The organism is uncultured Algoriphagus sp., from assembly GCF_963974365.1.
Lineage (GTDB): Bacteria > Bacteroidota > Bacteroidia > Cytophagales > Cyclobacteriaceae > Algoriphagus.
This window is the reverse complement of record NZ_CAXBBX010000008.1, coordinates 59,373-83,894: the sequence shown is the minus strand read 5'-3', so window position 1 is coordinate 83,894 and position 24,522 is coordinate 59,373. Positions and strand designations below refer to the sequence as shown.

The following is a 24,522-nucleotide window of genomic DNA, read 5'->3' as shown; positions in this document are numbered from 1 at the left end:
AGTATTTGTTCTTTTATTGATAATTTCGAAATCAAATGCCAAAAGCAGACACCTACTTACACGGATTTATCCCCAAGGAACAGCAGCGACTGATGGATCAGGCGGGAATACTTGGCTCTTTAATTTATCCTAGGATTGATTTCACTGGCTGCAAAAAACTTCTCGAGATCGGTTCTGGGGTAGGGGCTCAGACGGGTACGTTATTGAGATTATTTCCTGAGCTCGAAATCACTTGTGTGGATTATTCCCAGTGTCAGCTTGATCGAGCAAAGCAAAACTTGGCGTTTGCTGGTGACCGTGTGACGTTTTTGTGTCAGGATGCCAGGCAGCTTTCTTTGGAGGATAAATTTGACTCAGTTTTCATTTGCTGGGCATTAGAGCATATTGTTGATCCATTTCAAGTTTTGGAAAGTATGAAGCCAAATCTGCTTCCAAATTCCAAACTTTGGTTCACGGAGGTTTTCAATTCGAGTTTTTACTTTAATCCTCCTCTCTCTGGCTTATCTACTTATTACAAACGGTACAATGAGTTTCAGTCCTCACTAGGAGGTGATCCAGATATTGGTTCAAACCTTGGCAATTTACTTTTGCGGGCAGGGTATGAGGAAATTAATTTGTATCACGGAGGTTTTCATTTGGACCAACGAACTCCTGAAGAACTTAGAAAAATAACGCAGTATTGGAAGGAGTTGATGAAAAGTGCCAGTAAAGGTATGCTCGATGCAGGATGGATTAATACGACGGACCTGATGGCAATGGAAAATGACTTGGATAGTATTTGTGAGGATGAAAATGCCGTTTTTTTCTATCATTTTGTACAGATTAGTGCTACAGTTTAAATTTCGATTATGAAGCTTTTGAGATGGGTATGGCGTTTAATTTGGAAAACCACCCTATGGTTTTTGGTTTTGTCTATTGGGTTAACTGTCCTCTATCGCTTCGTTCCAGTACCGATTACTCCTTTGATGGTGATTCGGTTTTTCGAGCAAGCGTTTGATTCGAAGAAAGAAGTACGTCTGAGCAAAGATTGGGTTCCATTCAGTGAAATTTCCAAGAATGCACCACAGGCTGTATATGCTTCTGAGGACCAGAAATTTTTGGATCACAATGGGTTCGATATTGAAGCGATGGAGAAGGCCTGGGAAAACAACAAAAAAGGCAAGCGTGTAAAAGGGGCGAGTACGATTACACAGCAGACAGTAAAGAATGTGTTTTTATGGCCCTCAAGGAGCTACATAAGGAAAGGGTTCGAAGCCTACTTCACAGTTCTGGTAGAATTAATCTGGCCTAAGGAGCGTATCATGGAGGTGTATTTGAATGTGATAGAAATGGGTGATGGAATCTACGGAATTGAAGCGGCTTCTCAGGCTTATTTTAACAAACCTGCAGCGAAGCTAAATCGCAATCAAGCAGCTATGATTGCAGCTGTACTTCCTAATCCTAGGCGGTGGTCACCTGCCAAACCTACTGCTTATATTATAGGTCGACAAGGATGGATATTGAGACAAATGAACAATCTGCCGCCAATTGGCATGGGAATTTAGGCCTAGGATTTGCGCTGTTAATTTAGGATTATTTATAGGTCTGGTTAGAAAAAAGGGGAAGGAGTGATCTTCCAAAATTTAAGTCTGGAGATTTTGAATTCAGCAAATCACCGATACAAAATTTTCTATTTAAAAGTCACGTAATCGGACAATCAAATTGTTGAATTTCGTTTTGTTAAAACGCTATGCAAATCTTCCAAAATCTTTGTCTGGAGGCTCTATTTGGGGTTTAAAAAATCCAAGTGTTTTTTATCCACATTTTCGATAATTTATCCACAGTTATAAACAAGCGAGATCTAAAATACAGACTATCAGCTGTTTAGGTGTTGCTTTTTAAAGGTGGATATGTGGATAAAGAAGGCTAACTTAAAATTTGAAGCAAAAAAGTCATGACTATATCGTGGATAAATAGCTCATCCAAATAATATTCTAATTTCAATTAATCCTGCTTTTGTTTGATCAGCCTTTTTCGGTAGGCATTGAAGATTCTGGACTTAGAAACGAAACCTAAATATCTTCCTTCTTCGATTACAGGAAGATTCCAAGCACCTGAGAGCTCAAATTTTTCCATAGCCTTTTGCATATTCTCAGTAGCCAATAGGATTTCAGGGGGACTATGCATTAGCTCTTTTATCAACACACTGTCTTGTTTTTCACGGTCAAACATAATATCACGAATGTCGTCCAAAGTAACAATCCCACGCAATGCCTTGTGCTCATCTACCACAGGGAAAATATTACGTTTTGAGATTTTCACGAGACTAATCAGGTCCTTCAATTTTGCATCCGGGTGTATGGGTAGCAGATCTCGCTCTATTACGTGTGTGATGGTAATAAGCTCGAGCAATTCCTGGTCTTTTGATTCTGGGAGATATCTGCCTTTTTCTTTCAGCTGTATCATGTAGATACTGTCCTTTTGATAGGCTGTCTTCGTGACATAAGAGATCGCAGATACAAACATGAGTGGGATAAATAGCTCGTAGCCGCCAGTTATTTCGGCAATTAAGAATATGGCCGAAAGTGGCGCATGCTGAGCCCCTGCCATTACACCGCACATCGCTACCAATGTGAAATGTGCCAAGGGAAGAGGAATTGTGAATTCGAAAAGGTTGCTTGAATACGCAAATAGAAAACCTAAGATGCCGCCTACATAAAGTGAAGGGGCAAAGATCCCACCGCTACCTCCAGCACCAAGGGTAACTGCGGATGCTATAGGCTTGACTAAGATGATAAAGGCAAGAAATACAATGATTAGATATGGATTTTCGATGACAGAGAAAAATGGGCTCTTTTCCAATAATTGACTGGAATTTCCATCTATCAAGGTATTCAAAGTGTCATAACCTTCTCCATAAATAGGAGGAAGGAAAAATACCATAATGCCCAAAATAGCTCCGCCATAAAGGATTCTTAGCACCTGACTGTCGAAAGCGGCCATCAGAGACTCTGTTTTTCTCACAGCTTGACTGAAATACAAGGACACCAACCCACAAGCAATTCCCAACAAAAGGTAGTAAGGCATATGCGAAGCTTGGAAGTTTTCGATAAGCTTGAAATTGAAAACAGAATCCTTGCCTATCAGTATCATGGAAGTCATGGAGCCAGTTACAGATGCGATCAGCAGGGGAATAAAGCTTGCCGTGCTTATTTCCATTAAAATTACCTCAATTGCGAAGATGACCCCGCCGATAGGAGCACCGAAAATTGAAGAAATCGCCGCAGCAGCCCCGCAGCCAATTAAGAGGGTACGTTTCTTTGCATTGAGATGCACTAGTGAGCCTACATTCGATCCAATTGCGGAACCTGTCACAAGCATGGGAGCTTCCAAGCCAACTGATCCTCCAAAACCTACAGTGATCGCTGAAGTAAAAACCCGACTATATGTTTTTACTCGTTTGATGAGACTTTGCTTTTTTGAAATATTGAAGAGAATATCAGGGATTCCATGTCCACCTGTGTCCTTAAAAATAAATTTGCCTATCAGGTAAGCTGCTGAAATACCTATTAGGGGATAGATGATGTAAAAAAAATTGGCGTATTCCTTATAAAATCCCTCTGTAAGAAAATGCTGAATTGCATGCACTCCTTGTTTCAAAATCACAGCTGCTAGTCCAGAAAGAACTCCAATTATCCCACTAAGAATTAGGATAAAGGTTTGGTTGCTCATATGCCTGAGCCTCCATATCAAGAGTCTGGTGATGAAGTCTGTTTTAGCCAAAATTTCGCGGATAGCGTGCTTTAAATTCGAAGGTAAGTAAGATGTGAGTCAATGAAAAGAGTATTCCTTACTCTTTGGGCAATTCTGCGTCCAGAGCTAAAGTACATTTTAAGATAAGGTTAACTGCATTGATATAAAACTGCTGATCAATATTTTCAAATGAATCGCTAGGCTTATGATAATCGGGATGATCTTCAACACCGAAATAGATATGGGGAACATTAGCGCTGAAAAATGGCCCATGATCTGATGATTGGGTCCAGTTGTCTCTCCCTGTATTAGGTTCGTCATGACCGAAGAGCAGTTTTGGAGTGGAGTCTTCAGCCACACTTTCCAAAATTGTCTTTAAAAGGGGGTTGTAATAGGTGCCAGATGCATAGAGTTCGCCTTTTTCATTTCTCGAAATCATATCCATATTGATGTTCAAAACGATTTGATCCAATGGAAACGGAAAGTCCTTTACCAATGCTTTGGCTCCCTGCAGCCCCATTTCTTCACCGTCCAATGCTGCAAAAATCATCGAATGCTTTGGTCTGTGTTTTTTGAAATACTTAGCCAATTCGATCAAGGCTGCTGTCCCGGAGGCATTATCATCGGCACCGTTGTAAAGTGAGTCTCCTGAATCATTTGCCCGACCTATTCCTACATGATCATAATGGGCAGTGATGACAATCAACTTTCTTGAATCGCTTCCGGCTATAAACCCTTCTACATTTATAGCGTTTTCGTAAGTTTTATTTTCTCTTCTATTTGAGAAGGAGAATTCCTGTTGATAATTTTTGTAGTGGGTTTCAAGTCCTATACTTTTGAACTGCTCTAGAATAAAAGCCCTAGCCTCAGCGTTTCCCTCACTGCCAGTTTTTCTACCTTCCAATTTATCAGAGGATAAAAACCGAATGTTCTCTATTAGGCTATTGCTATCAATACTTTGCCCATTTGCCTGAAAGAAAACTAAAAAGAATAAACAACTTAGAGCGTTTTTGATTGTGAGTTGCATCAAGGAAAGTATTTTGCGTTATGTATATTGGTAAAATTAATAAGCTTAGTGGATCACACCTCTGAATTCATGAAATATTATATCCTACTTATTTTTATTCTTTTAGTAAATCTCCAGCAAGTTTCGGCTCAAGGCGGTTTACCTCAGACATTTTTTGATGGAAAATCGGTGGTTTTTGTTTCAGCTGACCCTGCTGCTAGACCTATAATGACTTGGGAAGAAGTGGCAGATAGCGTACATAATTCGCTTGTCATGGCAGGTGGAGATCCTGTAGCCTATTTTGAATTAGAGAAAGTAGCACTTTCTGAGGCAGTACAGACAGACTATGCCAAAGCATTTCAGCAGCGGCTTGTTAAGAATATTATTTTAATCACAAGGCAAAAAAATCAGATGAGTATTCATGTAGGTGCTTTTTCTGATAATGGACAAATCATTTCATCAACTGCATTATTTGGAGTGTCGGCTGAAAATATAGGTGCCGCTACGAGCCAGTTTGGTTTGATTGGTGAAAATCAACCCTCGCAAAATTTATTGGTATTGGATGTGCCAGAATTCATCAGTGTAAATACCACCGAATCTGCTTCTAGTCAGAAATTTTTAGCCCAGAATCCACTAAATCTGGATGTATTCAAATTGGGCATTACCATTGAAGGCTCATCTGCTGAGACAGGTCTTCTGAGTTATTTTAGATATGATATGTACGGCAAATCTCCTGAGGCGATTCTAGCTGAGCAGGCTGCGCAAAAGTCAGGGATTGAACAAGTCTTAAAGCAGGAATATCCCTATCAAGTCGCCTGGCTTACGGAAGCTAAATCTGAGCAGGAATTAATTCGTGATAAAGTACAATTTTTACTAGTAAAGGTAGAAGGTAGGGAAGCGGATTTGATGAAGAGTATGGGACTCGAACCAAAAACTGGTGAATCGGCCTCCCGTATTGTGGTCAAATATTACATCAAATTGCTTGTGCGCGACGAGCTTTACATTGGCCCCGAATGGGATGCAGATCCTAATTGGAGGGTAGCATTGGATAATTTCCTGAAGAACTTAAAAAAATAGACCTCTCAGATGAGAGGTCTATAGCTACTTAATGATAGGGGTGATTTAAGCAACTTCTACTACTGTTGATTTTTATGGCATTGTAATATTTCAAGCCTTTAGGATAAATCAAAGTCTTAAATTTCAATTATTCAATTATAATCAATTTTTATCCGATTAGGTTATACTTAGATAAAAAAATTGTAAAAACTACTTCTGTTTATATAAGTCTTTGTTTAAAAAAGGGATCAAGGCCAATATAATTGCCTGATTATAATACGTTTGTCGTGTGATTGTACCATGAGTAAGAATTCCCACAGAACCGCCATTTTGTTTTGAATTTTCTTGAGCAAAGTACTGATCGTCAGCTTTACCAAGTTCCATTCCACTATGAATTAATTTAGCTATTGCTTCAGGAAGATAAAATGTCCCTGTTTTCGATTTGCCGTGCAGTCCAGATTTATCTTCAATATAGATCCAGGCGAACGCATACATACCTCTCACATCTTCACCTACTCCGCCTTCTATGCCAACCCAGTAATCTGCTTCAGGGAAAGTTTTTCTGGCATTGATTACTCGATTTCTGGCCCCCAAGTAAGTTTCTTCATCACCTTTGGGTTGATCGGAAACTTGCGAGGCGGCATTGATGCCATTTACCACAAATCCCTTAGCAAAAGCTTCAGTAAAAGCGGATTCAGTACAATCTATTTTGACGGGGTTCTTACTTCCTACAATTATTAGTGGCTTTTCTACAGCCTGGAAATTTTCTCTTTTTGGGAAATTCATAAAATAAAAAAACCTAGGCGGGTGCCTAGGCCATGTTTGTGAAAATTTGATTTACGTCATCGTCTTCTTCCATCTTTTCTATCATTTTATTGATAATCTCTTCCTGCTCCTCATCGAGTTCGGTGAGGGTAGTCGGGAAGCGTTGAAAATCCGCGCTGATCACGTCTATGTGTTTTTCTTCCAATGCTTTCTGCATGGTTCCGAAGTCTTCAAATTCTGTATAAACAAAGATTTCACCTTCGTTCTCATCAATGTCTACTAAGCCAAAATCGATTAATTCGAACTCTAATTCTTCTAGGTCAAACTCACCTTTTGCAAAGCGGAAAACAGCCTTTCTGTCAAACATAAAAACTACCGATCCGGACGTCCCTAATGAGCCGCCTGCTTTAGAAAAGTAGCTTCTCACATTAGCGACAGTTCTATTGATGTTGTCTGTGGAGGTTTCAACCACGACAGCGATTCCGAAAGGACCATAGCCTTCGTATACTACTTCTTCGTAGTCTTTTTCATCCTTATTTGAGGCTCGCTTGATCGCTGCTTCAATTCTGTCTTTGGGCATTTGAGCACCCTTCGCATTCTGGATGATTGTACGAAGTCTTGGGTTAGAGGCAGGATCGGGTCCACCCGATTTCACCGCCATCACGATCTCTTTACCTAGACGCGTAAAAACTTTGGACATTTTGTCCCAACGCTTGAATTTTCTCTCTTTTCTGAATTCAAATGCTCTTCCCATGGTTATAAACTATTAGCGAGGTAAAATTAGCAATTCTTTTCGTTTAGGCTGAAAAATGAATAACTCAGAAAAAAGTTTTGGTAATTTAATCCCAGAAATCTGCCCAAAATAGCTACTAAATCGTAAGCACTTAAAATACTTTTGACATGTCGGATTTTCTTTCCCAACCCCTCCCAAACATTCCCAAATCAGATTTACCCAAAGTAGTTATTGTAGGTGCGGGCTTTGGGGGCCTAAAGCTTGCTATGAAGCTGATGAAAAAGAAGTTTCAGGTGATCCTGTTGGACAAGCATAACTACCATCAGTTTCAGCCTTTGTTTTATCAGGTGGCAACTGCCGGTCTTGAGCCAAGCGCTATTTCATTTCCGCTTCGCAAAATATTTCATGGGTCAAAAAATGTGACTTTTCGGATGGCGCAGGTGGAGTACTTTGATCCGAAAATAAAGCGGGTCTATACTGACATGGGTTACTTGGATTATACTTACCTGGTTATGGCGATGGGTGCAGACACCAATTATTTTGGAAACAAGAATATAGAAGAATCTGCCTCTCCAATGAAAACTGTTTCTGAGGCGCTTTACATCAGGAATAAGATCATCTCAAATTACGAGCGTGCTATCAATATTGAGAAATCAGAAGATCGAAAATCACTGATGAATGTAGTGATCGTCGGTGGCGGTCCTACAGGAGTAGAGCTGGCCGGAGCAATGGCCGATTTGAGGAATACTGTGCTACCAAAGGATTATCCTGAACTGAATTTTCATAACATGAAGATAGTGCTTATAGAGGCAGGCCCAGATTTACTAGGTTCTATGTCTCAGGAGTCAAAGGCACACGCATTGAAGTATCTGCAGGACCTTGGGGTAGAAGTGATGCTGAGAACCTTGGTAAAAGACTACAATGGAGAGGAAGTAATTCTAGCAGATAGAGAGGCTATTCAGACTCAAACCCTGCTCTGGGCTGCTGGTATTAAACCGAATCGAATTGGGGGAATTGAAGAGGATAGTTATGCCCCGAATGGTAGAATTTTCGTTGATGATTTTTCTGAAGTTAAAGGATGTCCGGGTGTTTTTGCCTTGGGAGATATTAGTTTGATGACTCAGGCGGATTATCCAAAGGGTCATCCTCAAGTTGCTCAAGTAGCGATTCAGCAAGCCGTCTGTCTGGCTACGAATCTTCATAGGATCGAAGAGGGCAAAGAGAAGAAAGTTTTTAAATACAAGGATTTGGGATCGATGGCTACTGTAGGTAGGAAATTGGCCGTGGTTGACTTGCCGTTTATTAAGTTTCAGGGTATTATTGCTTGGTTCACCTGGCTATTTGTTCACTTGATGGCGATTCTAGGTGTGAAAAACAAAGTATTCATCTTCCTTGATTGGTCTTGGAATTATTTGAGCTTTGACCCGAGCCTGAGATTGCTGATCAAACCAAAAGCGGTACGTCCTAGTGAGCAGAAGGAACTGACAGAAGAGCGATAGGCAATTTAGATTTGTTAACAAAAACATTTTGATGTCGGATTAAACGCATTGGTTCTAGGTCTGTCTAAATCATGTAACTAAACACTAGAACACATGAACAAATGGATTTTCGCTACAGGTATGATGGTTATGATCAGCCTAAGCACAATGGCACAAAAGAAAGGTGGAGAAAGACCTAGTGCGGAAGAAAGAGCACAACGAGCTACTGAGCGAATGGCTGAGTCACTATCACTTACTGAAGCACAGAAAAAGCAGATCCTAGATATCAATCTTGAGTATGCTAAAAAGAACGAAGCAGAAATGGCTGAAAGAAAGGCTGAAATGGAAGCCCGAAAAGCTGAGATGGATGCCAAAAGAGAAGAGTTGAAGGCTCAGGATGCTAAAATCCAGGCGGTCTTAACTGAGGAGCAAAGAACAAAATGGACTGAAATTAAAGGAGAGAGAATGGATGATCGTAGAAGAGGCCGTCCTAACGCTCAGATAGAAGGAGATCCTCGAAAAGGAAGAAAAGGCGGGAATTGATTTGCTAATTAGTTTAAAATAAGAAAGCCATCTCGAATATCTCGGGATGGCTTTCTGTTTGTAGTAAAAGAGTTTTTTACTCTATTATTTCCTCCTCCACTTGGAAAAATGATTCGTCTTTTTGAGGGAGTTTAGATTCTCCCATTAGGTATTCATCTACCTTCACGGCAGCTTCTCTACCTTCAGAGATTGCCCACACTACCAAAGATTGACCTCTTCGCATATCTCCTGCTAAGAAGACTTTTGAATTAGTACTTTGATAATTTTTAGACTTAGGAAGCGTATTTTCCATAGTTTCTGCACCGAATGCTGCTAGCAATCCATTCTGAGCCGGCCCAGTGTAGCCAATCGCCAAGAACGCAAGATCACATGGAACGGTACGTTCGGTCCCAGCAATTTCTTCGAAAACCATGCGGCCATCCTTATGTACCCACTCTAGATCTACCAAGCTTAAGCCAGTTACTTGACCTTCTTCATTTACAATAAATTCCTTGGTAAGGATTGAGAATACACGCTCAGCTCCTTCTTCATGCGAACTTGAAGTACGCAAAGTCATAGGCCATTCTGGCCAAGGATTCAGAGTGTTTCTCTGCTGAGGAGGCTTAGGCAAAAGCTCAAGCTGTGTAATTGAAGCCGCTCCATGCCTGTTTGAGGTGCCAATACAGTCACTTCCAGTATCTCCACCACCTATTACGATGACGTGTTTACCTTTTGCTGAAATTGGGTTTTCCTGAATCTCACCAGAAACCACTTTATTTTGCTGGCCTAGAAATTCCATTGCAAAATGAACTCCTTTTGCTTCTGATCCTTTGATCTTTAATCCTCTCGGTTCTCCGGCACCTGTAGAAAGAACCACGGCGTCGAAATTTTTAAGAATATTTTCAGCTTTGATATTAAAACCAACTTCTGTGTCGCAAGAAAAAATCACACCTTCCTGCTTCATATAATCGATTCGGCGATCAATCACCCATTTTTCAAGTTTGAAATCCGGGATCCCAAATCGAAGTAATCCTCCTGGTTTGGAGTCTTTTTCGAACAGCGTCACCTCATGGCCAGCTTGGTTCAGCTGATCTGCGGCTGCTAGCCCAGCTGGACCAGAACCAATTACAGCAACTGACTTCCCAGTTCTAGTCTTTGGCGGATTTGCTTTGATCAAGCCTAGTTCATAAGCTTTCTCTGCAATATTCTTCTCTATCAATTCGATCGCAACAGGATCTTTATTGATGCCTAGAACACAGCTTGCTTCACAAGGTGCAGGGCAGATTCTCCCCGTGAATTCAGGGAAATTATTTGTGCTTCGCAATATCTTAATTGCTTGCTCCCATTCGTTTTTATAAACCGCATCGTTGAAATCCGGGATTACATTACCGAGTGGACAGCCATTATGACAAAACGGTACCCCGCAATCCATGCATCTTGCTGCCTGATTATTTAACTTTTCGCCTCCAAAAGGCTCATATATTTCCTTGTAGTCACCTATTCTAGCTTTCGCGTCACGGGTAACCGGAGTTTCTCTTTTGAATTGAATAAATCCTTCTTTCGCTCCCATTTTACGCCAATGATTTTGATTGTTCTAATGCTCTTTTCTCTAAAACTGCCTTGTAATCTCTAGGAATTACCTTGATAAACTTCTCTTTATAAGTATCCCAGTCTTCAAGGAATTTAGTTCCTAGACCCGATTTGGTCAGTTTTACGTGTCTTTTCAGGAAGGTCTTGATTGTGCTGTAATCCTCTTCTGCCAGAATATCGATGTCCACCAATTCTGGATTGATCTCTGTAATGTAATCTTTAAGGATATAGGCAATCCCGCCGCTCATTCCGGCAGCAAAGTTTCGTCCTATCTCTCCAAGATTCACTACCAAACCACCGGTCATGTATTCACATCCGTGATCACCAATTCCTTCTACTACAGTTTGTACACCGGAGTTTCTCACGCAGAATCGCTCCCCGCCTTTTCCATTGATGTATGCCTCACCAGAAGTAGCACCATAGAAAGCTACGTTACCGATAATGATATTTTCCTCAGGAACAAACTTGGCGTTTCTGCTTGGGTAGATGATTAGTTTTCCGCCCGAAAGACCTTTACCAAAGTAATCATTTGCTTCACCCTCCAGCTCGAAATTGACTCCTTTGGTAAGGAATCCCCCGAATGTCTGGCCTGCAGACCCAGTGAATTTGAAGTTGATGGTATCCTCAGGTAATCCTGGACTACCGTATATTTTAGAAATTTCATTGGAAAGCATCGCTCCCACTGACCTATCAATATTTTTGATCTGGAAACTTCCAGAGGAAGCCATCGCTTGTTCTAGTGATGGTAGCGCCGCTTTGATTAGCTGGCGATCCAAAACTCTCTTAAGTTCAAAATCCTGATCAATTTGCTTGTGAATACCTACGTGATCTGGAACTTCTACTTTGTGGAATATTGGACTCAAGTCCACTTTATCCCATTTCCAATGGTTCAGATGTCCGGTAGACTGAAGCACGTTGCTTTGTCCAACCATTTCATCTATCGTTCGGAAACCTAGCGAAGCCATGATTTCGCGGAGATCTTGTACCAAGAATTGGAAGTAATTTACTACGTGATCTGGGTCACCAGTAAATAACTTTCTTAAATCTGGATTTTGAGTTGCAATTCCAACTGGACAAGTGTTCAGGTGGCATTTTCTCATCATAATACATCCTTCTACTACCAGAGCAGCAGTAGAAATTCCCCACTCTTCAGCCCCTAGAAGTGTTGCAATCGCAAGATCTCGTCCAGTTCGTAGCTGACCATCGGTTTGAAGGACAACACGGCTACGTAGGTTGTTTTTCACTAGCGTCTGATGCGCTTCAGAAAGTCCAAGCTCCCATGGCAAACCTGCATGACGAATTGAGCTCAATGGAGATGCTCCAGTTCCTCCATCTGCTCCAGAGATTAGGATCACATCAGCCATGGCCTTAGCCACACCTGCTGCTACAGTACCAACTCCTGCTTGGGAAACAAGCTTGACGTTGATTCTGGCTTTTCTATTCGCATTTTTCAAATCGTAAATCAGCTGAGCCAAATCTTCGATAGAATAAATATCGTGGTGCGGTGGAGGAGAAATCAAACCGACGCCAGGCGTGGAGTGTCTTACTCTACCGATCCAATCATCTACTTTATGTCCAGGAAGCTGACCACCTTCACCAGGTTTTGCCCCTTGTGCCATTTTGATTTGAAGCTCGGCGGCGTTTGCGAGGTAATTACTAGTTACCCCGAATCTACCGGAAGCTACTTGCTTAATCGCTGAGCGTTCCCAGTCTCCATTTTCTTTTTTAGCAAATCGAATTTCGTCTTCTCCGCCTTCCCCAGAGTTACTCTTGGCGCCTATCCTGTTCATGGCTATCGCCAAAGTAGAGTGTGCTTCGTGAGAAATAGATCCAAATGACATCGCACCGGTAGCAAATCTTCTCATAATGGAAGATGCCGGCTCTACTTCATCAATTGGGACAGAGATTCTTTTTTTGAATTCAAATAAGCCCCTTAAGGTCAAGGCGTCTTTACTTTGCTCATTGATTTTGGATGCAAATTTCTTGTACAAACCAAAATCATTCAAGCGGGTAGATTTCTGAAGTAGGTGGATTGTTTCAGGATTGAATAAGTGTTTTTCACCTCTTCTTTTCCACTGATACACGCCTCCTTGCTCTAGAATAGGAGAATCTGTCTCATAAGCAGCCCTATGACGAATCAAGACTTCTTCAGCCAATTCATCAAATGCGATACCCGAGATTCTGGAAATTGTTCCTTTAAAACATCTATCAATAACTTCTGGTCCAAGTCCTACCGCTTCGAAAATCTGTGCACTTTGGTAAGACTGAAGCGTGCTGATTCCCATTTTGGAAAGCACTTTCAGTAGCCCTTTACCTATCGCCGCTTGATAGTTTGAGAATAATTTCTTCTGGTTTTTTGCATTAGGCAATTCACCTTTTTCAAACATATCCAAAAGAGATTCCAATGCCATGTATGGATTGATGGCAGAAGCACCGTATCCAATTGCAGTTGCGAAATGATGTGTTTCGCGTATATCTCCAGATTCCAGCACCAAGCCAGCGCTAGTTCTTATTTTCTTTTTGACAAGATGATGGTGAACTGCCCCGATCGCCAATAACGATGGAATTGGTGCATATTCTTTAGTACTATCTCTATCAGAAATTATGATGACATTTTTTCCTTCACTAATTGCTTTTTCAGCCTCATCACATAGCTTGTCAAGTGCTTCCAAAAGCCTTCCTGGCTGGTGATCTGCAAGGAAATGACTGGAAAGAGTTGCACATCTATAGCCTTGCCCTTCCATATTCTGAATCTTTTCCAGGTCTTCATTTAGCAGTACTGGCTGAGAAATATGGATTTGACGCGTGTGCTTAGGACTTTCTTCCAAAATATTCTGTCCTACGCCCAATCGGGTGAACAAAGACATTACCAAACGCTCACGAATCGGATCGATCGGAGGATTACTTACCTGCGCAAATAGCTGCTTGAAGTAATTGGAAATATGCTGACTTTCTTTGGATAGAACAGCTAATGGGGTATCCGCTCCCATTGAGCCAATTGCTTCATAGGCAGTATCTCCCATTGGGCTCAAGACTACTTTGAGTTCCTCAGAAGTGTATCCAAATATAGTTTGGTTCTTTTTAATGTTCTCGGTAGAATATGGATGAGTCAGCGTTTTTGGAGCATCCTCCAGGCGAAGCTTGATTCGTTGGTCTGCTACCCACTGCTCATAAGGTTGTTTTCTGCAGATTTCACCTTTTACTTCCTCATCAAATACCACTCGGCCTTTTTCCAAATCAGCCCAAATCATTCTACCTGGACTGATTCTGCCTTTTTCTAATATTGTAGCTTCCCGAATAGGCAATGCTCCTGCCTCGGAAGAAAGAATCAGTCTTTGATCCTTAGTAATAAAGTATCTAAGTGGACGCAGACCATTTCTGTCAAGCGTAGCACCAACAGATTTTCCATCTGTAAAGAGCAAAGCAGCAGGACCATCCCATGGCTCAACAAGTGAAGCATGGAATTTATAGAATGATTTTCTGTCCCGATCCATCACCTCATTATCCTGCCAAGCTTCTGGCACAAGCATCATCATAGCATGAGGAAGGGATCTACCACTCAATGTGAGTAGTTCTACCATCGCGTCAAGATTCGCTGAATCAGACTTCTGCTTATCAGTAATAGGCATCAATCGAGAAAGCTCCTCGTCAGTGAAAAACTTCGATTTCATGAGGTTTTCCTTGGACTTCATCTTATTCAGATTCCCTTTGATCGTATTGATCTCACCATTGTGAGAAAGGAATCGGAATGGCTGTGCCAATCTCCAGTTTGGAAAAGTATTGGTAGAGAATCGTGAGTGTACAATTGCAAATGCAGAGCCTATTCTCGGGTTTTGTAAGTCTTTGTAAAAAGCCAAAACCTGATCAGTCCGAAGCTGTCCCTTATATATAAGTGTTTGACTACTCAAACTTGCGAAATAGAATGACTGGTTTACTCCTGGAATCTTGGTGTTGATTTCAGAAGTGGAATAGTTTCTAAGCACGTAAAGCTTGCGTTCCAATTCAATTCCTGTGAGTCCCTTTTTATGCTTGACAAAAAGTTGCTCTATATTAGGCATCACTTCAAGTGCTCCAGAACCCGGGACAGTTTCATCCACTGGCACAGATCTATAGCCTATCAATTCAAAATCTAGCTCTTCAATAAGCTGATTGAGCAATTCTTTCGATTTATGAAATAGTTGCTTATTCTTTGGGAAAAACGTCATGCCCACGCCATAAGATCCAGCTTCTGGAAGCTCGATTTCTGTACGCGCAGTGATATCCTTTAGGAACTGATGTGGTACCTGAATTAATATGCCAGCACCATCGCCGGATTTGGGATCAGCTCCCCTACCTCCACGGTGCTCCATGTTGCTCAGCATGTATAAGGCATCGCTAATTGTCTCATGTGAGGGCACTGCGCTCAAATCGACAACTGCACCTATACCGCAGGAGTCATGCTCAAACTCCGATCGATACAAACCTTCTTGCATTTTTATAGAATTTATTAGGTTCAAAATTTCCAAAAATTACAAAAAAAAAATGTCCTATTAAAATTACGGCAATAAAACGGGTGCTTTAGTGTCTTATTACTTATGGATTTTAACTTTATTAAAATTTTGGCAATTATCTTTTTGGTGTGGAAAATCGAACTCACCTAAATAATTTATAGCAATTTTTGAAGAGATAGGGTGTTTTTTGACACTTTTCCACAAAAAAGTATGTCAAGCTTTTAGTTTTTGGGTACCCAAAATTAATCTGAAAAAAAATAAAATTATTTTCCGTGAATTTTCTCTTGAATTCTCGGATTCGTTGTTTAATGATTCAGCTGAAAAATATTATTCTGAAATAAGTGAATAATTAAAAATAATGTAATTGGCTGCTTTTCAATCAGTATGAGGACCGAGTGTGTCTTTGTCCAACCAATTGATGTGAACCTTTACTTTTTTGATTTTTCGGGCATCTACAGCTAAGATGGTGAATTCGAAATCTTCAAATTTGATCTTTGTGCCATTCTTTGGCAGCTTCGAATTTAGCTCCAGAAGTAAGCCTCCAAGAGATTCACTTTCGCCTTTTACATCTTCAAATAGCTGACCGTCCAATTCCAGCTTTTTGCAGAAGTCGTTTAGGGAGACCTTTCCCTCGAATATAAAAGTAGAAGGGTCGAGTTCTTGGAAGAAGATATCGTCGTGATCGTCAAATTCATCGTTGATTTCTCCAATTATCTCCTCAATTAAATCTTCCAAGGTAACTAGTCCTGAAGTTCCGCCATACTCATCCACTACGATTGCCATGTGAACACGCTTTAGCTGAAAATCCTTAAGCAAGGTGTCTACTTTCTTGTTTTCTGGCACAAAGAAGCTCTTTCTGATCAACTCATTCCACGCAAAATCCTCGTCATGCTCTATGTAAGGAAGAAGGTCTTTGATATATAATATGCCTTGAATATTGTCAATAGTCTCTTCATAAACTGGAATTCTGGAGTATCCACTTTTGTTGATTTTGTCCATCAGCTCATGAAAATCCATTTCTGTATCCACGGCAGTGATATCCATTCGGCTTTGCATCACTTGTTTTACAGTCAATGTTCCGAAGTTTACTATTCCGCGAAGGATCTCCCGCTCCTCGTTCGGTGCGTCTTCGGTGGTGATTTCCAGCGCTTGATTTAGCTCATTTACCGAAAGGGAATAGCCTCTCTTTTCGATTCTCTTTTCGAGGAGATTGCTAAAAGCCATCAAAAACATCGAAAAAGGCTTCAAAACTGTAGAGAAAAATGTAATGCTTGGCGCCATTATAAGGCTGAATTCCACTTTTGCCTTGTTTGCGTAGACCTTTGGTACAATTTCACCAAAAAAGACGATTGCGAAAGTTACGCCTATAGTCTGAACCAGAATGACAATTATTCCAGTGGCATTTTGTCCAAAAATGGACCAAGCGACAAATGTCGTAAGTGTCACTATACCTATGTTAATTAGGTTGTTGAGGATGAGAATAGTGCTGAGCAGGTTTTTCGGGGACTCTACTAAGTCTATTACTTTTTTGCCACGAGGCGTGTTTTCCTCATCGATATTGCCAAGATCTTCATTTGTCAGGGAAAAAAATGCTACCTCTGAACCAGAAACCAGGGCAGAGCCTATTAATAGTAGTATAAAAAGCAATCCATTTAGAATCAAGTAACTTACCGAAGGTGAGCTAATCTGAGCGAGTAAATGGTAACTCGGGTAGGGATCGTCCATGTATTAAACCGCAATGGTTAATGCAAAATTAAAAAATTCCCCTGAAAATAGCTTCCAGGGGAATATATTATTAAAATGGCAGATCGTCATCTTCTGTATCTGAAACCATTTCTTGTGCTTTTGGCGCTGACGTAGGCGCAGCAGATGCAGGTCTAGGTTGACTCGCTTGCTGTGGAGCACTAGATCCTCCTGCTCCCTCAGGCTTTGATCCGAGCATCGTGAAGCTCAGCACTCTGATACGCGTTCGGTAGCGATTTTGACCTTGCTCATCTTGCCAGCTATCAGTTTTGATTTTGCCTTCTACGTAGATCTGGCTGCCTTTTTTTAGGTATTGCTCGGCGATTTTTGCCTGAGCTCCCCACATTTCCAGGTCGTGCCATTCCGTTTGCTCTACACGCTCTCCATTTCTGTTTTTGTAAGCTTCAGTTGTCGCCATTCTAAGATTAGCTACAGTATTGTCGCCTTCCAAATACTTTACTTCTGGGTCTGCTCCGAGATTTCCTACTAAGATTACTTTATTTACTCCTGCCATAATTTTTTTAAGTTAAAGGTTGAAAAAGTGTAAGAACTTGAAGGTACTCAAATCCCTTGATCGTTCAAAAAGTTTACGATCAACTTTGGTTTGGCCAGGTATTCAATTTTGTCCTCTGCTACCAGCATGAAACCCTCCTTTTCGCACCAGTTTTCAAGCTGATCCAAATTTTCTTCTTTTATTTCTATTGTTGAGAAAACAGCATTCAATCGCTGGTGTGACAGAATGTGTCTGTATTTTTTTGGGAAAGGCTGAAATTCCTTCTCGCTAGAGGAAGGAATATCGATAGATTGGAAATTTTGATCCTCTTTAGTTTCTTCCTGAGGAAAATCAAATAGCCCTTCCCAGATATCACCGGAGGTTCTTTTTTTCCAAACCCACTTATCACCGCACTTGATCACGTAATAATGGAAGTGACGTTCTTTAATTTTTACTTTATTGATTTTCAGAGGCAGATCCGACACCATATTATATAGGAGTGCAAAACAGGACGATTTGAGAGGGCATGTTTCACATCCTGGATTTTTGGGCGTGCACATCCTTGCTCCAAAATCCATCATTGCCTGATTAAACTCTCCGGGTTGATCTATTGGGATAATTTGGTTGGCTAAAGCTTCGAATTCTTTCTTGGCCTTGGAACTCGCGATGTCCGTTTCTATTCCGAAGTATCGGGCTAGCACCCGAAATACATTTCCATCTACCACTGCCTTTACCTCACCATAAGCAAAACTGGCAATTGCAGAGGCGGTATAGCTGCCAACTCCTTTTAGTTTAAGTAGCTCATCATATGTCTCGGGGAAAATACCATTCATGTCAAACCAGATGCTCTTCGCGCAAGCATGAAGGTTTCGGGCTCGACTATAATATCCCAGCCCTTGCCACAACCTCAGCACTTCTTCCTCCGGAGCCCAAGCCAGATCTTTTACCGAAGGGTAAGCTTCGACAAAAGCATAATAATAAGGTAACCCTTGAGCTACGCGAGTTTGCTGAAGAATGATCTCTGAGAGCCAAATTTTGTATGGATCATGCGTTCCTCTCCAAGGTAATTCACGAGGATTTTCTTTATACCAAGTTAGTATTTGATACGAAAAAGCCTGATATTCAGTGGTTTTGTGATCCATGGTCAATATTGATCTATCATACAAATCAAGCTAATTTTTATGAATAAGTTTTTTAATTACAATGGTTGTCTTACATTTGCAGTCCCAAAAACACTTGGTTAATAGGTTGTTAAGCTTATTTCGTAATTTCTAAATTAATATTACAGTGACTAAAGCAGAAGTAATCACTAAGATTTCGGACAAAACAGGAATCCAGAAGGATGATGTTACACAAGCCATTGAGGCGTTCTTCAAAGTAGTGAAGGATTCAATGTCCGAAGGAGACAACATCTACGTGAGAGGATTTGGTAGCTTCATCAATAAGAAGAGAGCTAAAAAAATCGCCAGAAACATCTCCAAAAACACAGCTATCGTGATCGACGAGCATTACATCCCGGCCTTCAAGCCATCTAAGGTGTTTGTAGAGAAGATCAAGAACAGCAAAAAAATCAAAGAACTAGCTCCTCAGGACTAATTCCGAAAGGTTTTTGAAATGAAAAGATCTCAACTCATACTTATTGCACTAGGGATCATCGCAATCGGAGGATTGTATGTTCTTCCTACTGTGGTAGTGGACAATGAAAGTAAAGCAGATTCAGTTTCCCAGGAAGCTGGACCCGCAGCCTCATCGTCCGAGGATCCAGTAGCGATGCATGAGGCTGAGTTAAGTCCTGATCAGAGACTTCAGATAAATACACTGAAACTCCAGATCGCTGAAAACTCTTCGAAAGAAGAGATGAAATCTTCCTCGGAAGAAATTGCAGCAATCTATCAGGAACTTGGGAAGTACGATAGTGCTGGATATTATCTTAGTTTAGCTGCAGATCAGCAGTCGGACCTGGTATTAGCAGAGAAAGCAGGAAACGCTTATTATGAAGCATTCAGTTTCGCGCTAGATCCAGAGAAAGTATCTTACACTGCCGAGCAGACCCGAAAGTATTTAAATCAGGTGCTGGATAACGATCCCACCCGTTTGGATTTGAAAACTAAGGTAGCGATGACTTATGTGTCCTCGTCCAACCCCATGCAAGGGATCACCATGCTAAGAGAAATCTTGGAGCAGGATCCACAAAATGAGGACGGACTGTTCAACATGGGCGTACTATCTATGCAATCAGGACAGTATAAGCGTGCCACCGAGAGATTTGAAGAATTGATCCAATATCACCCGGACAACCTTCAGGGGCAATTTTATCTGGCAGTGAGCTATTTCGAAGCCAAACAAAACAACAAAGCGAAAGCCCAGTTTGAGAAAGTGAAAGCGATGACTTCCGATGAAATGATCCTCGGAAGTATCGAAACCTATCTCGACAAGCTATAAATTATTTGTATCACTACTAAATCCAAAGACTATGCCTTGCGGAAAGAAAAGAAAAAGACATAAGATCGCTACGCACAAGCGTAAGAAGAGACTAAGAAAAAACAGACATAAGAAGAAGTAATACACTTCTTCTTATTGTCATTTGAGTAAACGTTCATTTACATAGTATAATAAGACGAGATTTTGAGTACGGAATTGTTAATCGATTCTGCTCAAAACGGAAGTCGAATTGCCCTCCTTCAAGACAAGAGCCTGGTTGAGTTGCATTCCGAAGGAATGGACAATCAGTTCAAAGTTGGAGATATTTATCTCGGTACGGTCCGCAAAATCGTCAATGGGCTCAATGCAGCTTTCATTGACGTAGGTTATGAGAAAGACGCCTTTCTTCATTACCAGGACCTCGGGGCAAATTTCAACAGCCTGACGAAGTTCACCAAAATGGTGCGCAACAACAACTACGGCAATTACAATTTGAAGGGTTTTGAGAACGAACCTGAAATCGATAAGATTGGAAAAATCTCCGGTCCTCTATCGAAAAACCAGCAAATACTGGTTCAGGTCGTCAAAGAACCCATCTCTACGAAGGGGCCTCGACTATCCTGTGAGCTCTCTCTGCCAGGTCGCTACCTCGTATTGGTTCCCTTTTCGGATTCGGTCAACGTATCTAAGAAGATCAGAAGCAACGAGGAAAGAAGACGTCTCCTGAGACTCATCAATTCTATCAAACCAGCCAATTTCGGAGTAATAATCCGTACAGTGGCAGAAGGTCAGTCCGTTAGTGACTTAGATAAAGACCTTCGCAATCTTCTCACTAACTGGGAAGAAGGCATGGGGAAATTGATGAAAGCCAAGAGTCGCGACAAAATTATCGGAGAGATGAGTATGGCTTCCTCACTAGTGAGAGACCTACTCAACGAATCATTCGACGCAATCACCGTAGAAGAAGAATCTACTTACGATCAGATCAGATCCTACATCAGGACTATAGCCCCTGAAAAAGAAAAAATTGTCAAGCTTCACAACGGTAAAGCTAAGCTATTTGAAAGTTTTGGAATAGAAAAGCAGATCAAAAGCCTGTTTGGACAGACGGTCAGCCTTCCCCAAGGAGGGTATGTGATCATCGAGCATACAGAAGCCCTGCACGTCATTGATGTGAACAGTGGTAATAAGTCCAATCAGGAAAGTGACCAGGAATCAACGGCATTAAAAACCAATCTGGTCGCTGCTAAAGAAATTGGCAGACAACTCCGCCTCCGGGATATGGGAGGAATCATCGTAGTCGATTTTATCGACATGAAGAAGGCTGACAACAAGAAAGCCATCTACGAAGCGATGAAAGAGGAGCTAAGGTTTGACAGGTCTAAGCATACTGTTTTGCCGCTGAGCAAATTTGGGCTCATGCAGATCACCAGACAGCGAGTAAGGCCTGAGGTCAATATTGTGACCAAAGAAACTTGCCCATCATGTAACGGCACCGGCAAAATCCAAGCATCTATCTTGGTGGCTGATAAGCTCGAGCGTGACCTGGAGCACATCGCTACTATCCAGAATGTGAGTAAAATACAAATTGGGCTGCATCCCTACCTGCACGCATACTTCACTACAGGCATTTTTAGCCGAAGAGTAAAGTGGTTTTTCAAGTATAATAAGTGGATAAAACTGATCAAAGATTCTTCCCTACCCGTGACGGAATACAGATTCTTAGATGAATCTGGAGAGGAAATCGAACTACAAGTAAAAAGCGAGACTGAATAGTCTCGCTTTTTTTATGAATTTTTTTAAACCACGAAGGACACAAAGAATGCGCAAAGGGCACAGTTTTCAGATTTGGTTCAAGTTTGCAGCTTGGTTCAAGTCTCCAGACTTGGGCCCATGACATTGCAGTCTTCTGACTGCTTTCTACGTAACAGCCCTATCAAACAAAGTGAAAATGATCAAAGGAAATTTATAATCTCAAAAGTGAGGGTTGCATAACCTGTTGTCAGTCAGAATATTGAATTACTATAAGTCCGAGTCAGAAGACTTGAATTAAGGTAGTCTCTAGATTGCTATTCATTATTAATCAACTATTCTAAAGAATTAATTTTTGAGAAATCCAATCTCCCAAACGCTACTTCATCTTCGGAGTGTGGATATCCTATGTACAAGTAATAACCGTTGGGTGTCGAGAATCCGCGTGTAAGATGCGGTAATATCACCTCTGCTATTTTTTCAAAATCCTTGTTCAAGACCACTAATTTAGTGAGAGGCTTTCTGCCCTCCTTACGGTTCGATTCACTATCGACTGTGATTATAGCTTCTCGGAGATATACATTGTTTGTGGGGTCATAATCTACCCAGCTGTATTTGCTTGTATTGCCATCCTGGAGAAAAACAGTGTACTCCCCTTTTTGCTCAGTTCTTCCGACCAAGAATTCCATACGATCATCAACTCCTGCATATATCCATTTCTGGGAACTTGGTGAAATCACGAGTAATGAGTCATCTGCTGGAAAGGAAATTAGATGGAGATCATCAGTCCTATTATAGGCATTTTGGTAAGTTGCAAATGTAGGGTCGTCCAGAAAATCCAAGTATTTCGTGGGGTATTTGAATTTCACATAATTGATGGAGCTGTCTTTTGGATCGAATTCTAAGAGCCAATTTTCATAGTTAAATAAAGGCTCTTTTAGCACAAAAGGCACATCAGGGATTATGATCTTCCCATCTACATTCATGGCTTTTGTTCCCGATAAGGTATTGTAATTAACCGTCAATCTATCTTTGGGACTAGCAGGCAGGTCATATCTGGACAATACATTTCCATATTGATCAGCTTGTATCAACTTCTGATTGGATACAAACCATGCTGATGAATCATCAATAAAATTGACCTGCAGAAAACTCCCAATTCCATCTGGACCTTCAGCTTCATAAAACTGATCTCTAATTAGCTTGCCTTCTGGATAGCTATATTCTATATATCTGTGCTGTTGGGAGGTGAGCAGAAACTCTTCATTTCCTCTCTTTATGTAATTAAAATTTGTTCCCAGGTTTTTAGTTTTCGTATCCTTCTCCAGATAAAGCGTGTCAACAATCAAATCCTTCAACTCAAGGACGGGAATCTCCTTATCTGATTTTGTGGTGCAGGAAATGACAATAGTTGCGCTAAAAAGAAAAGCAATGATTCTATACTTTACCATAAAAGGGTAGTTTGAATAGTTTTCTTAGAATAAAGAATTCGTTAAAAAAATACTTACCATTTAATAAATTGAAATTGATCCCATTGCTCTATTTTCACGAGTTCGGCTTTGTTATCCACAAAGCCATAATCCAATAAAAGCTTTTCTACCCGAATGGTATGGACACCAGAGCTTAAACCCGTGATGTCTATTCCAGTTTGATAGATTTTTTGCTTTGTTCCAGAAAGGCGGTGTTTCGTCCAAGTATCTATTTTTACCAATTTATCATCTATGTAAATTCGATGTAGATCAGCTGTTTGATTCAAGGCTTTCCATGACATGGAAATTAGCTTTTCCGAAAAATCTGCGTTTAACTCGTCTATAATTTTCCCGTCACCCTCATACCTGGCAACTCCAAGACGGAGGTAATTACCCTCTATTTCCTCTGAAGAAATGAATGCTCTAGGGTAGCGCATAGACTCGTCATGCTCATCTTCAAAATGAAGGTATTTTGCAGGCCATTCAAGTTCCTTTGCAATTAAATTTCGCTCATTTCTGAACATGGTAAAGTCCTGTGCATCTGAGATAATAAGAGGAATAGCCAACCCAAATATGAGTAACGCATATACTATCGCTAGCCACTTGCCTAAGTTACTTTGGTAGATAGCTGATACAGAACTCAGCATGTTTTGCGCATACCAGGTTTTAAATTTTGATTTTTTCTTACTGAGCATCAAAGCCATAAATGTGATTAGGCATACGATGAATAGTAGGAAAATTATAAAATAGTTGAGGTTGAACCAGAAATATAAACCTGTAAGGAAACCAATAAAAATGGTAATAATTAGAAATACCTGAACCAATGAGACTGGGTAGGCAAAAGTCATGGAGCATAGTTTCTCCAGCTTCAGCACCATGTCAGCGGGTTTTTGGTGGGTGTAACGCTGGGACATTTTGAATAGGCCTTTGTTAATTACTCCATCAGGGAAAGCGTAACTCAAACCCAATAGTCCTGTCCATACGAACCTTAAGCAAAGATGAACAACAAAGAAGATTTTGAAAACCGAAACAACGGTAGTCAAATAGAACAAAATTAGAAGACTGGGTAAGTATCCAATGCCAACCTCCTGGATGAGGTACGCCGAAAACTCATAGATCTTAGCTGGGAAGACAAAAAGAAAAGCTAGCGTAATACCTGAAATAATTACCTCAGGCTCCCAGCTGTTCCGCTGCAAATTTTCCAGCCAGGTGAGTTCTTCTTGTTTCCTATTGTAATCTGTGCCATTATTCATTACCCAAAAAATACATTAG

Annotated in this window: 19 protein-coding genes; 8 read left to right on the top strand and 11 right to left on the bottom strand. The window is 40.9% G+C overall.

Features of this window, described 5'->3' with window-relative positions; genetic code table 11:
• The first annotated feature begins 35 nt into the window (after nucleotides 1-35).
• Together AACZ87_RS11970 and mtgA are read left to right on the top strand one after the other, a co-directional pair.
• Entirely contained in the window at nucleotides 36-839 is an 804-nt protein-coding gene (locus AACZ87_RS11970; RefSeq protein WP_339867440.1) for a methyltransferase domain-containing protein, read from the top strand.
• A 9-nt stretch (nucleotides 840-848) separates the two neighbouring features.
• Complete coding sequence (gene mtgA, locus AACZ87_RS11965) at nucleotides 849-1,544, top strand: monofunctional biosynthetic peptidoglycan transglycosylase (protein WP_339867438.1); 696 nt, start codon at nucleotides 849-851, stop codon at nucleotides 1,542-1,544.
• Nucleotides 1,545-1,983: 439 nt separating this feature from the next.
• On the opposite strand, the gene AACZ87_RS11960 is transcribed toward mtgA, so the two are convergent.
• Complete coding sequence (locus AACZ87_RS11960; RefSeq protein WP_339867436.1) at nucleotides 1,984-3,711, bottom strand: chloride channel protein; 1,728 nt, start codon at nucleotides 3,709-3,711, stop codon at nucleotides 1,984-1,986.
• A 118-nt stretch (nucleotides 3,712-3,829) separates the two neighbouring features.
• Nucleotides 3,830-4,759 (bottom strand): M28 family peptidase, encoded by a 930-nt coding sequence (locus tag AACZ87_RS11955; RefSeq protein ID WP_339867435.1) that lies wholly within the window; start codon nucleotides 4,757-4,759, stop codon nucleotides 3,830-3,832.
• A 69-nt stretch (nucleotides 4,760-4,828) separates the two neighbouring features.
• Here AACZ87_RS11955 and AACZ87_RS11950 point away from each other — a divergent pair, with 69 nt between their 5' ends.
• A complete protein-coding gene (locus AACZ87_RS11950; RefSeq protein ID WP_339867433.1) occupies nucleotides 4,829-5,815 on the top strand; it encodes an NTPase in 987 nt (328 codons plus the stop codon).
• A gap of 189 nt (nucleotides 5,816-6,004) precedes the next feature.
• Here the strand turns inward: AACZ87_RS11950 and yjjX are convergent, their stop codons facing one another.
• Together yjjX and AACZ87_RS11940 are read right to left on the bottom strand one after the other, a co-directional pair.
• A complete protein-coding gene (gene yjjX, locus AACZ87_RS11945; protein WP_339867431.1) occupies nucleotides 6,005-6,580 on the bottom strand; it encodes an inosine/xanthosine triphosphatase in 576 nt (191 codons plus the stop codon).
• A gap of 25 nt (nucleotides 6,581-6,605) precedes the next feature.
• On the bottom strand, nucleotides 6,606-7,313 hold the full coding sequence (locus tag AACZ87_RS11940) for a YebC/PmpR family DNA-binding transcriptional regulator (RefSeq protein ID WP_339867430.1): 708 nt from the start codon (nucleotides 7,311-7,313) through the stop codon (nucleotides 6,606-6,608).
• 146 nt (nucleotides 7,314-7,459) lie between these two features.
• Between AACZ87_RS11940 and AACZ87_RS11935 the strand changes: the two genes are divergently transcribed.
• A complete protein-coding gene (locus AACZ87_RS11935; protein WP_339867428.1) occupies nucleotides 7,460-8,791 on the top strand; it encodes an NAD(P)/FAD-dependent oxidoreductase in 1,332 nt (443 codons plus the stop codon).
• Nucleotides 8,792-8,884: 93 nt separating this feature from the next.
• A complete protein-coding gene (locus AACZ87_RS11930; RefSeq protein WP_339867426.1) occupies nucleotides 8,885-9,313 on the top strand; it encodes a DUF4890 domain-containing protein in 429 nt (142 codons plus the stop codon).
• A gap of 76 nt (nucleotides 9,314-9,389) precedes the next feature.
• Here AACZ87_RS11930 and AACZ87_RS11925 read toward each other — a convergent pair whose 3' ends face one another.
• From AACZ87_RS11925 to mutY, 5 genes are all read right to left on the bottom strand, one after another.
• On the bottom strand, nucleotides 9,390-10,862 hold the full coding sequence (locus tag AACZ87_RS11925) for a glutamate synthase subunit beta (RefSeq protein ID WP_339867425.1): 1,473 nt from the start codon (nucleotides 10,860-10,862) through the stop codon (nucleotides 9,390-9,392).
• A gap of 1 nt (nucleotide 10,863) precedes the next feature.
• The gene (gene gltB / locus AACZ87_RS11920) at nucleotides 10,864-15,354 is read right to left on the bottom strand and encodes a glutamate synthase large subunit (RefSeq protein WP_339867423.1); all 4,491 of its coding nucleotides are present in this window, start codon (nucleotides 15,352-15,354) and stop codon (nucleotides 10,864-10,866) included.
• Between the two features lie 393 nt (nucleotides 15,355-15,747).
• Nucleotides 15,748-17,097 (bottom strand): gliding motility-associated protein GldE, encoded by a 1,350-nt coding sequence (gene gldE / locus AACZ87_RS11915; protein ID WP_339867421.1) that lies wholly within the window; start codon nucleotides 17,095-17,097, stop codon nucleotides 15,748-15,750.
• Between the two features lie 70 nt (nucleotides 17,098-17,167).
• Nucleotides 17,168-17,629 (bottom strand): single-stranded DNA-binding protein, encoded by a 462-nt coding sequence (locus tag AACZ87_RS11910; RefSeq protein ID WP_339867420.1) that lies wholly within the window; start codon nucleotides 17,627-17,629, stop codon nucleotides 17,168-17,170.
• Nucleotides 17,630-17,676: 47 nt separating this feature from the next.
• Complete coding sequence (mutY, locus tag AACZ87_RS11905; protein WP_339867418.1) at nucleotides 17,677-18,750, bottom strand: A/G-specific adenine glycosylase; 1,074 nt, start codon at nucleotides 18,748-18,750, stop codon at nucleotides 17,677-17,679.
• Nucleotides 18,751-18,895: 145 nt separating this feature from the next.
• On the opposite strand from mutY, the gene AACZ87_RS11900 reads away from it, so the two are divergent.
• The 3 genes from AACZ87_RS11900 to AACZ87_RS11890 all read left to right on the top strand — a co-directional run bounded on the left by AACZ87_RS11900 (nucleotide 18,896) and on the right by AACZ87_RS11890 (nucleotide 21,805).
• On the top strand, nucleotides 18,896-19,204 hold the full coding sequence (locus tag AACZ87_RS11900) for an HU family DNA-binding protein (RefSeq protein WP_091696410.1): 309 nt from the start codon (nucleotides 18,896-18,898) through the stop codon (nucleotides 19,202-19,204).
• 18 nt (nucleotides 19,205-19,222) lie between these two features.
• Nucleotides 19,223-20,050, top strand: a complete 828-nt coding sequence (locus AACZ87_RS11895) for a tetratricopeptide repeat protein (RefSeq protein ID WP_339867412.1) — start codon at nucleotides 19,223-19,225, stop codon at nucleotides 20,048-20,050.
• Nucleotides 20,051-20,233: 183 nt separating this feature from the next.
• Nucleotides 20,234-21,805 carry an Rne/Rng family ribonuclease gene (locus tag AACZ87_RS11890; RefSeq protein WP_339867410.1) on the top strand — a complete coding sequence of 524 codons (1,572 nt, stop codon included), beginning with the start codon at nucleotides 20,234-20,236 and terminating at the stop codon, nucleotides 21,803-21,805.
• 311 nt (nucleotides 21,806-22,116) lie between these two features.
• Here AACZ87_RS11890 and AACZ87_RS11885 read toward each other — a convergent pair whose 3' ends face one another.
• Both AACZ87_RS11885 and AACZ87_RS11880 read right to left on the bottom strand, forming a co-directional pair.
• Entirely contained in the window at nucleotides 22,117-23,232 is a 1,116-nt protein-coding gene (locus AACZ87_RS11885) for a DUF4221 family protein (protein WP_339867408.1), read from the bottom strand.
• 53 nt (nucleotides 23,233-23,285) lie between these two features.
• A complete protein-coding gene (locus AACZ87_RS11880) occupies nucleotides 23,286-24,503 on the bottom strand; it encodes a hypothetical protein (protein WP_339867407.1) in 1,218 nt (405 codons plus the stop codon).
• Nucleotides 24,504-24,522: the final 19 nt, after the last annotated feature.

Bases quoted from the DNA above. Each gene is read 5' to 3' on its own strand.
- AACZ87_RS11970 (WP_339867440.1), top strand. From the start codon at position 36: ATGCCAAAAGCAGACACCTACTTACACGGATTTATCCCCAAGGAACAG.
- mtgA (WP_339867438.1), top strand. From the start codon at position 849: ATGAAGCTTTTGAGATGGGTATGGCGTTTAATTTGGAAAACCACCCTA.
- AACZ87_RS11960 (WP_339867436.1), bottom strand. From the start codon at position 3,711: ATGAGCAACCAAACCTTTATCCTAATTCTTAGTGGGATAATTGGAGTT.
- AACZ87_RS11955 (WP_339867435.1), bottom strand. From the start codon at position 4,759: ATGCAACTCACAATCAAAAACGCTCTAAGTTGTTTATTCTTTTTAGTT.
- AACZ87_RS11950 (WP_339867433.1), top strand. From the start codon at position 4,829: ATGAAATATTATATCCTACTTATTTTTATTCTTTTAGTAAATCTCCAG.
- yjjX (WP_339867431.1), bottom strand. From the start codon at position 6,580: ATGAATTTCCCAAAAAGAGAAAATTTCCAGGCTGTAGAAAAGCCACTA.
- AACZ87_RS11940 (WP_339867430.1), bottom strand. From the start codon at position 7,313: ATGGGAAGAGCATTTGAATTCAGAAAAGAGAGAAAATTCAAGCGTTGG.
- AACZ87_RS11935 (WP_339867428.1), top strand. From the start codon at position 7,460: ATGTCGGATTTTCTTTCCCAACCCCTCCCAAACATTCCCAAATCAGAT.
- AACZ87_RS11930 (WP_339867426.1), top strand. From the start codon at position 8,885: ATGAACAAATGGATTTTCGCTACAGGTATGATGGTTATGATCAGCCTA.
- AACZ87_RS11925 (WP_339867425.1), bottom strand. From the start codon at position 10,862: ATGGGAGCGAAAGAAGGATTTATTCAATTCAAAAGAGAAACTCCGGTT.
- gltB (WP_339867423.1), bottom strand. From the start codon at position 15,354: ATGCAAGAAGGTTTGTATCGATCGGAGTTTGAGCATGACTCCTGCGGT.
- gldE (WP_339867421.1), bottom strand. From the start codon at position 17,097: ATGGACGATCCCTACCCGAGTTACCATTTACTCGCTCAGATTAGCTCA.
- AACZ87_RS11910 (WP_339867420.1), bottom strand. From the start codon at position 17,629: ATGGCAGGAGTAAATAAAGTAATCTTAGTAGGAAATCTCGGAGCAGAC.
- mutY (WP_339867418.1), bottom strand. From the start codon at position 18,750: ATGGATCACAAAACCACTGAATATCAGGCTTTTTCGTATCAAATACTA.
- AACZ87_RS11895 (WP_339867412.1), top strand. From the start codon at position 19,223: ATGAAAAGATCTCAACTCATACTTATTGCACTAGGGATCATCGCAATC.
- AACZ87_RS11885 (WP_339867408.1), bottom strand. From the start codon at position 23,232: ATGGTAAAGTATAGAATCATTGCTTTTCTTTTTAGCGCAACTATTGTC.
- AACZ87_RS11880 (WP_339867407.1), bottom strand. From the start codon at position 24,503: ATGAATAATGGCACAGATTACAATAGGAAACAAGAAGAACTCACCTGG.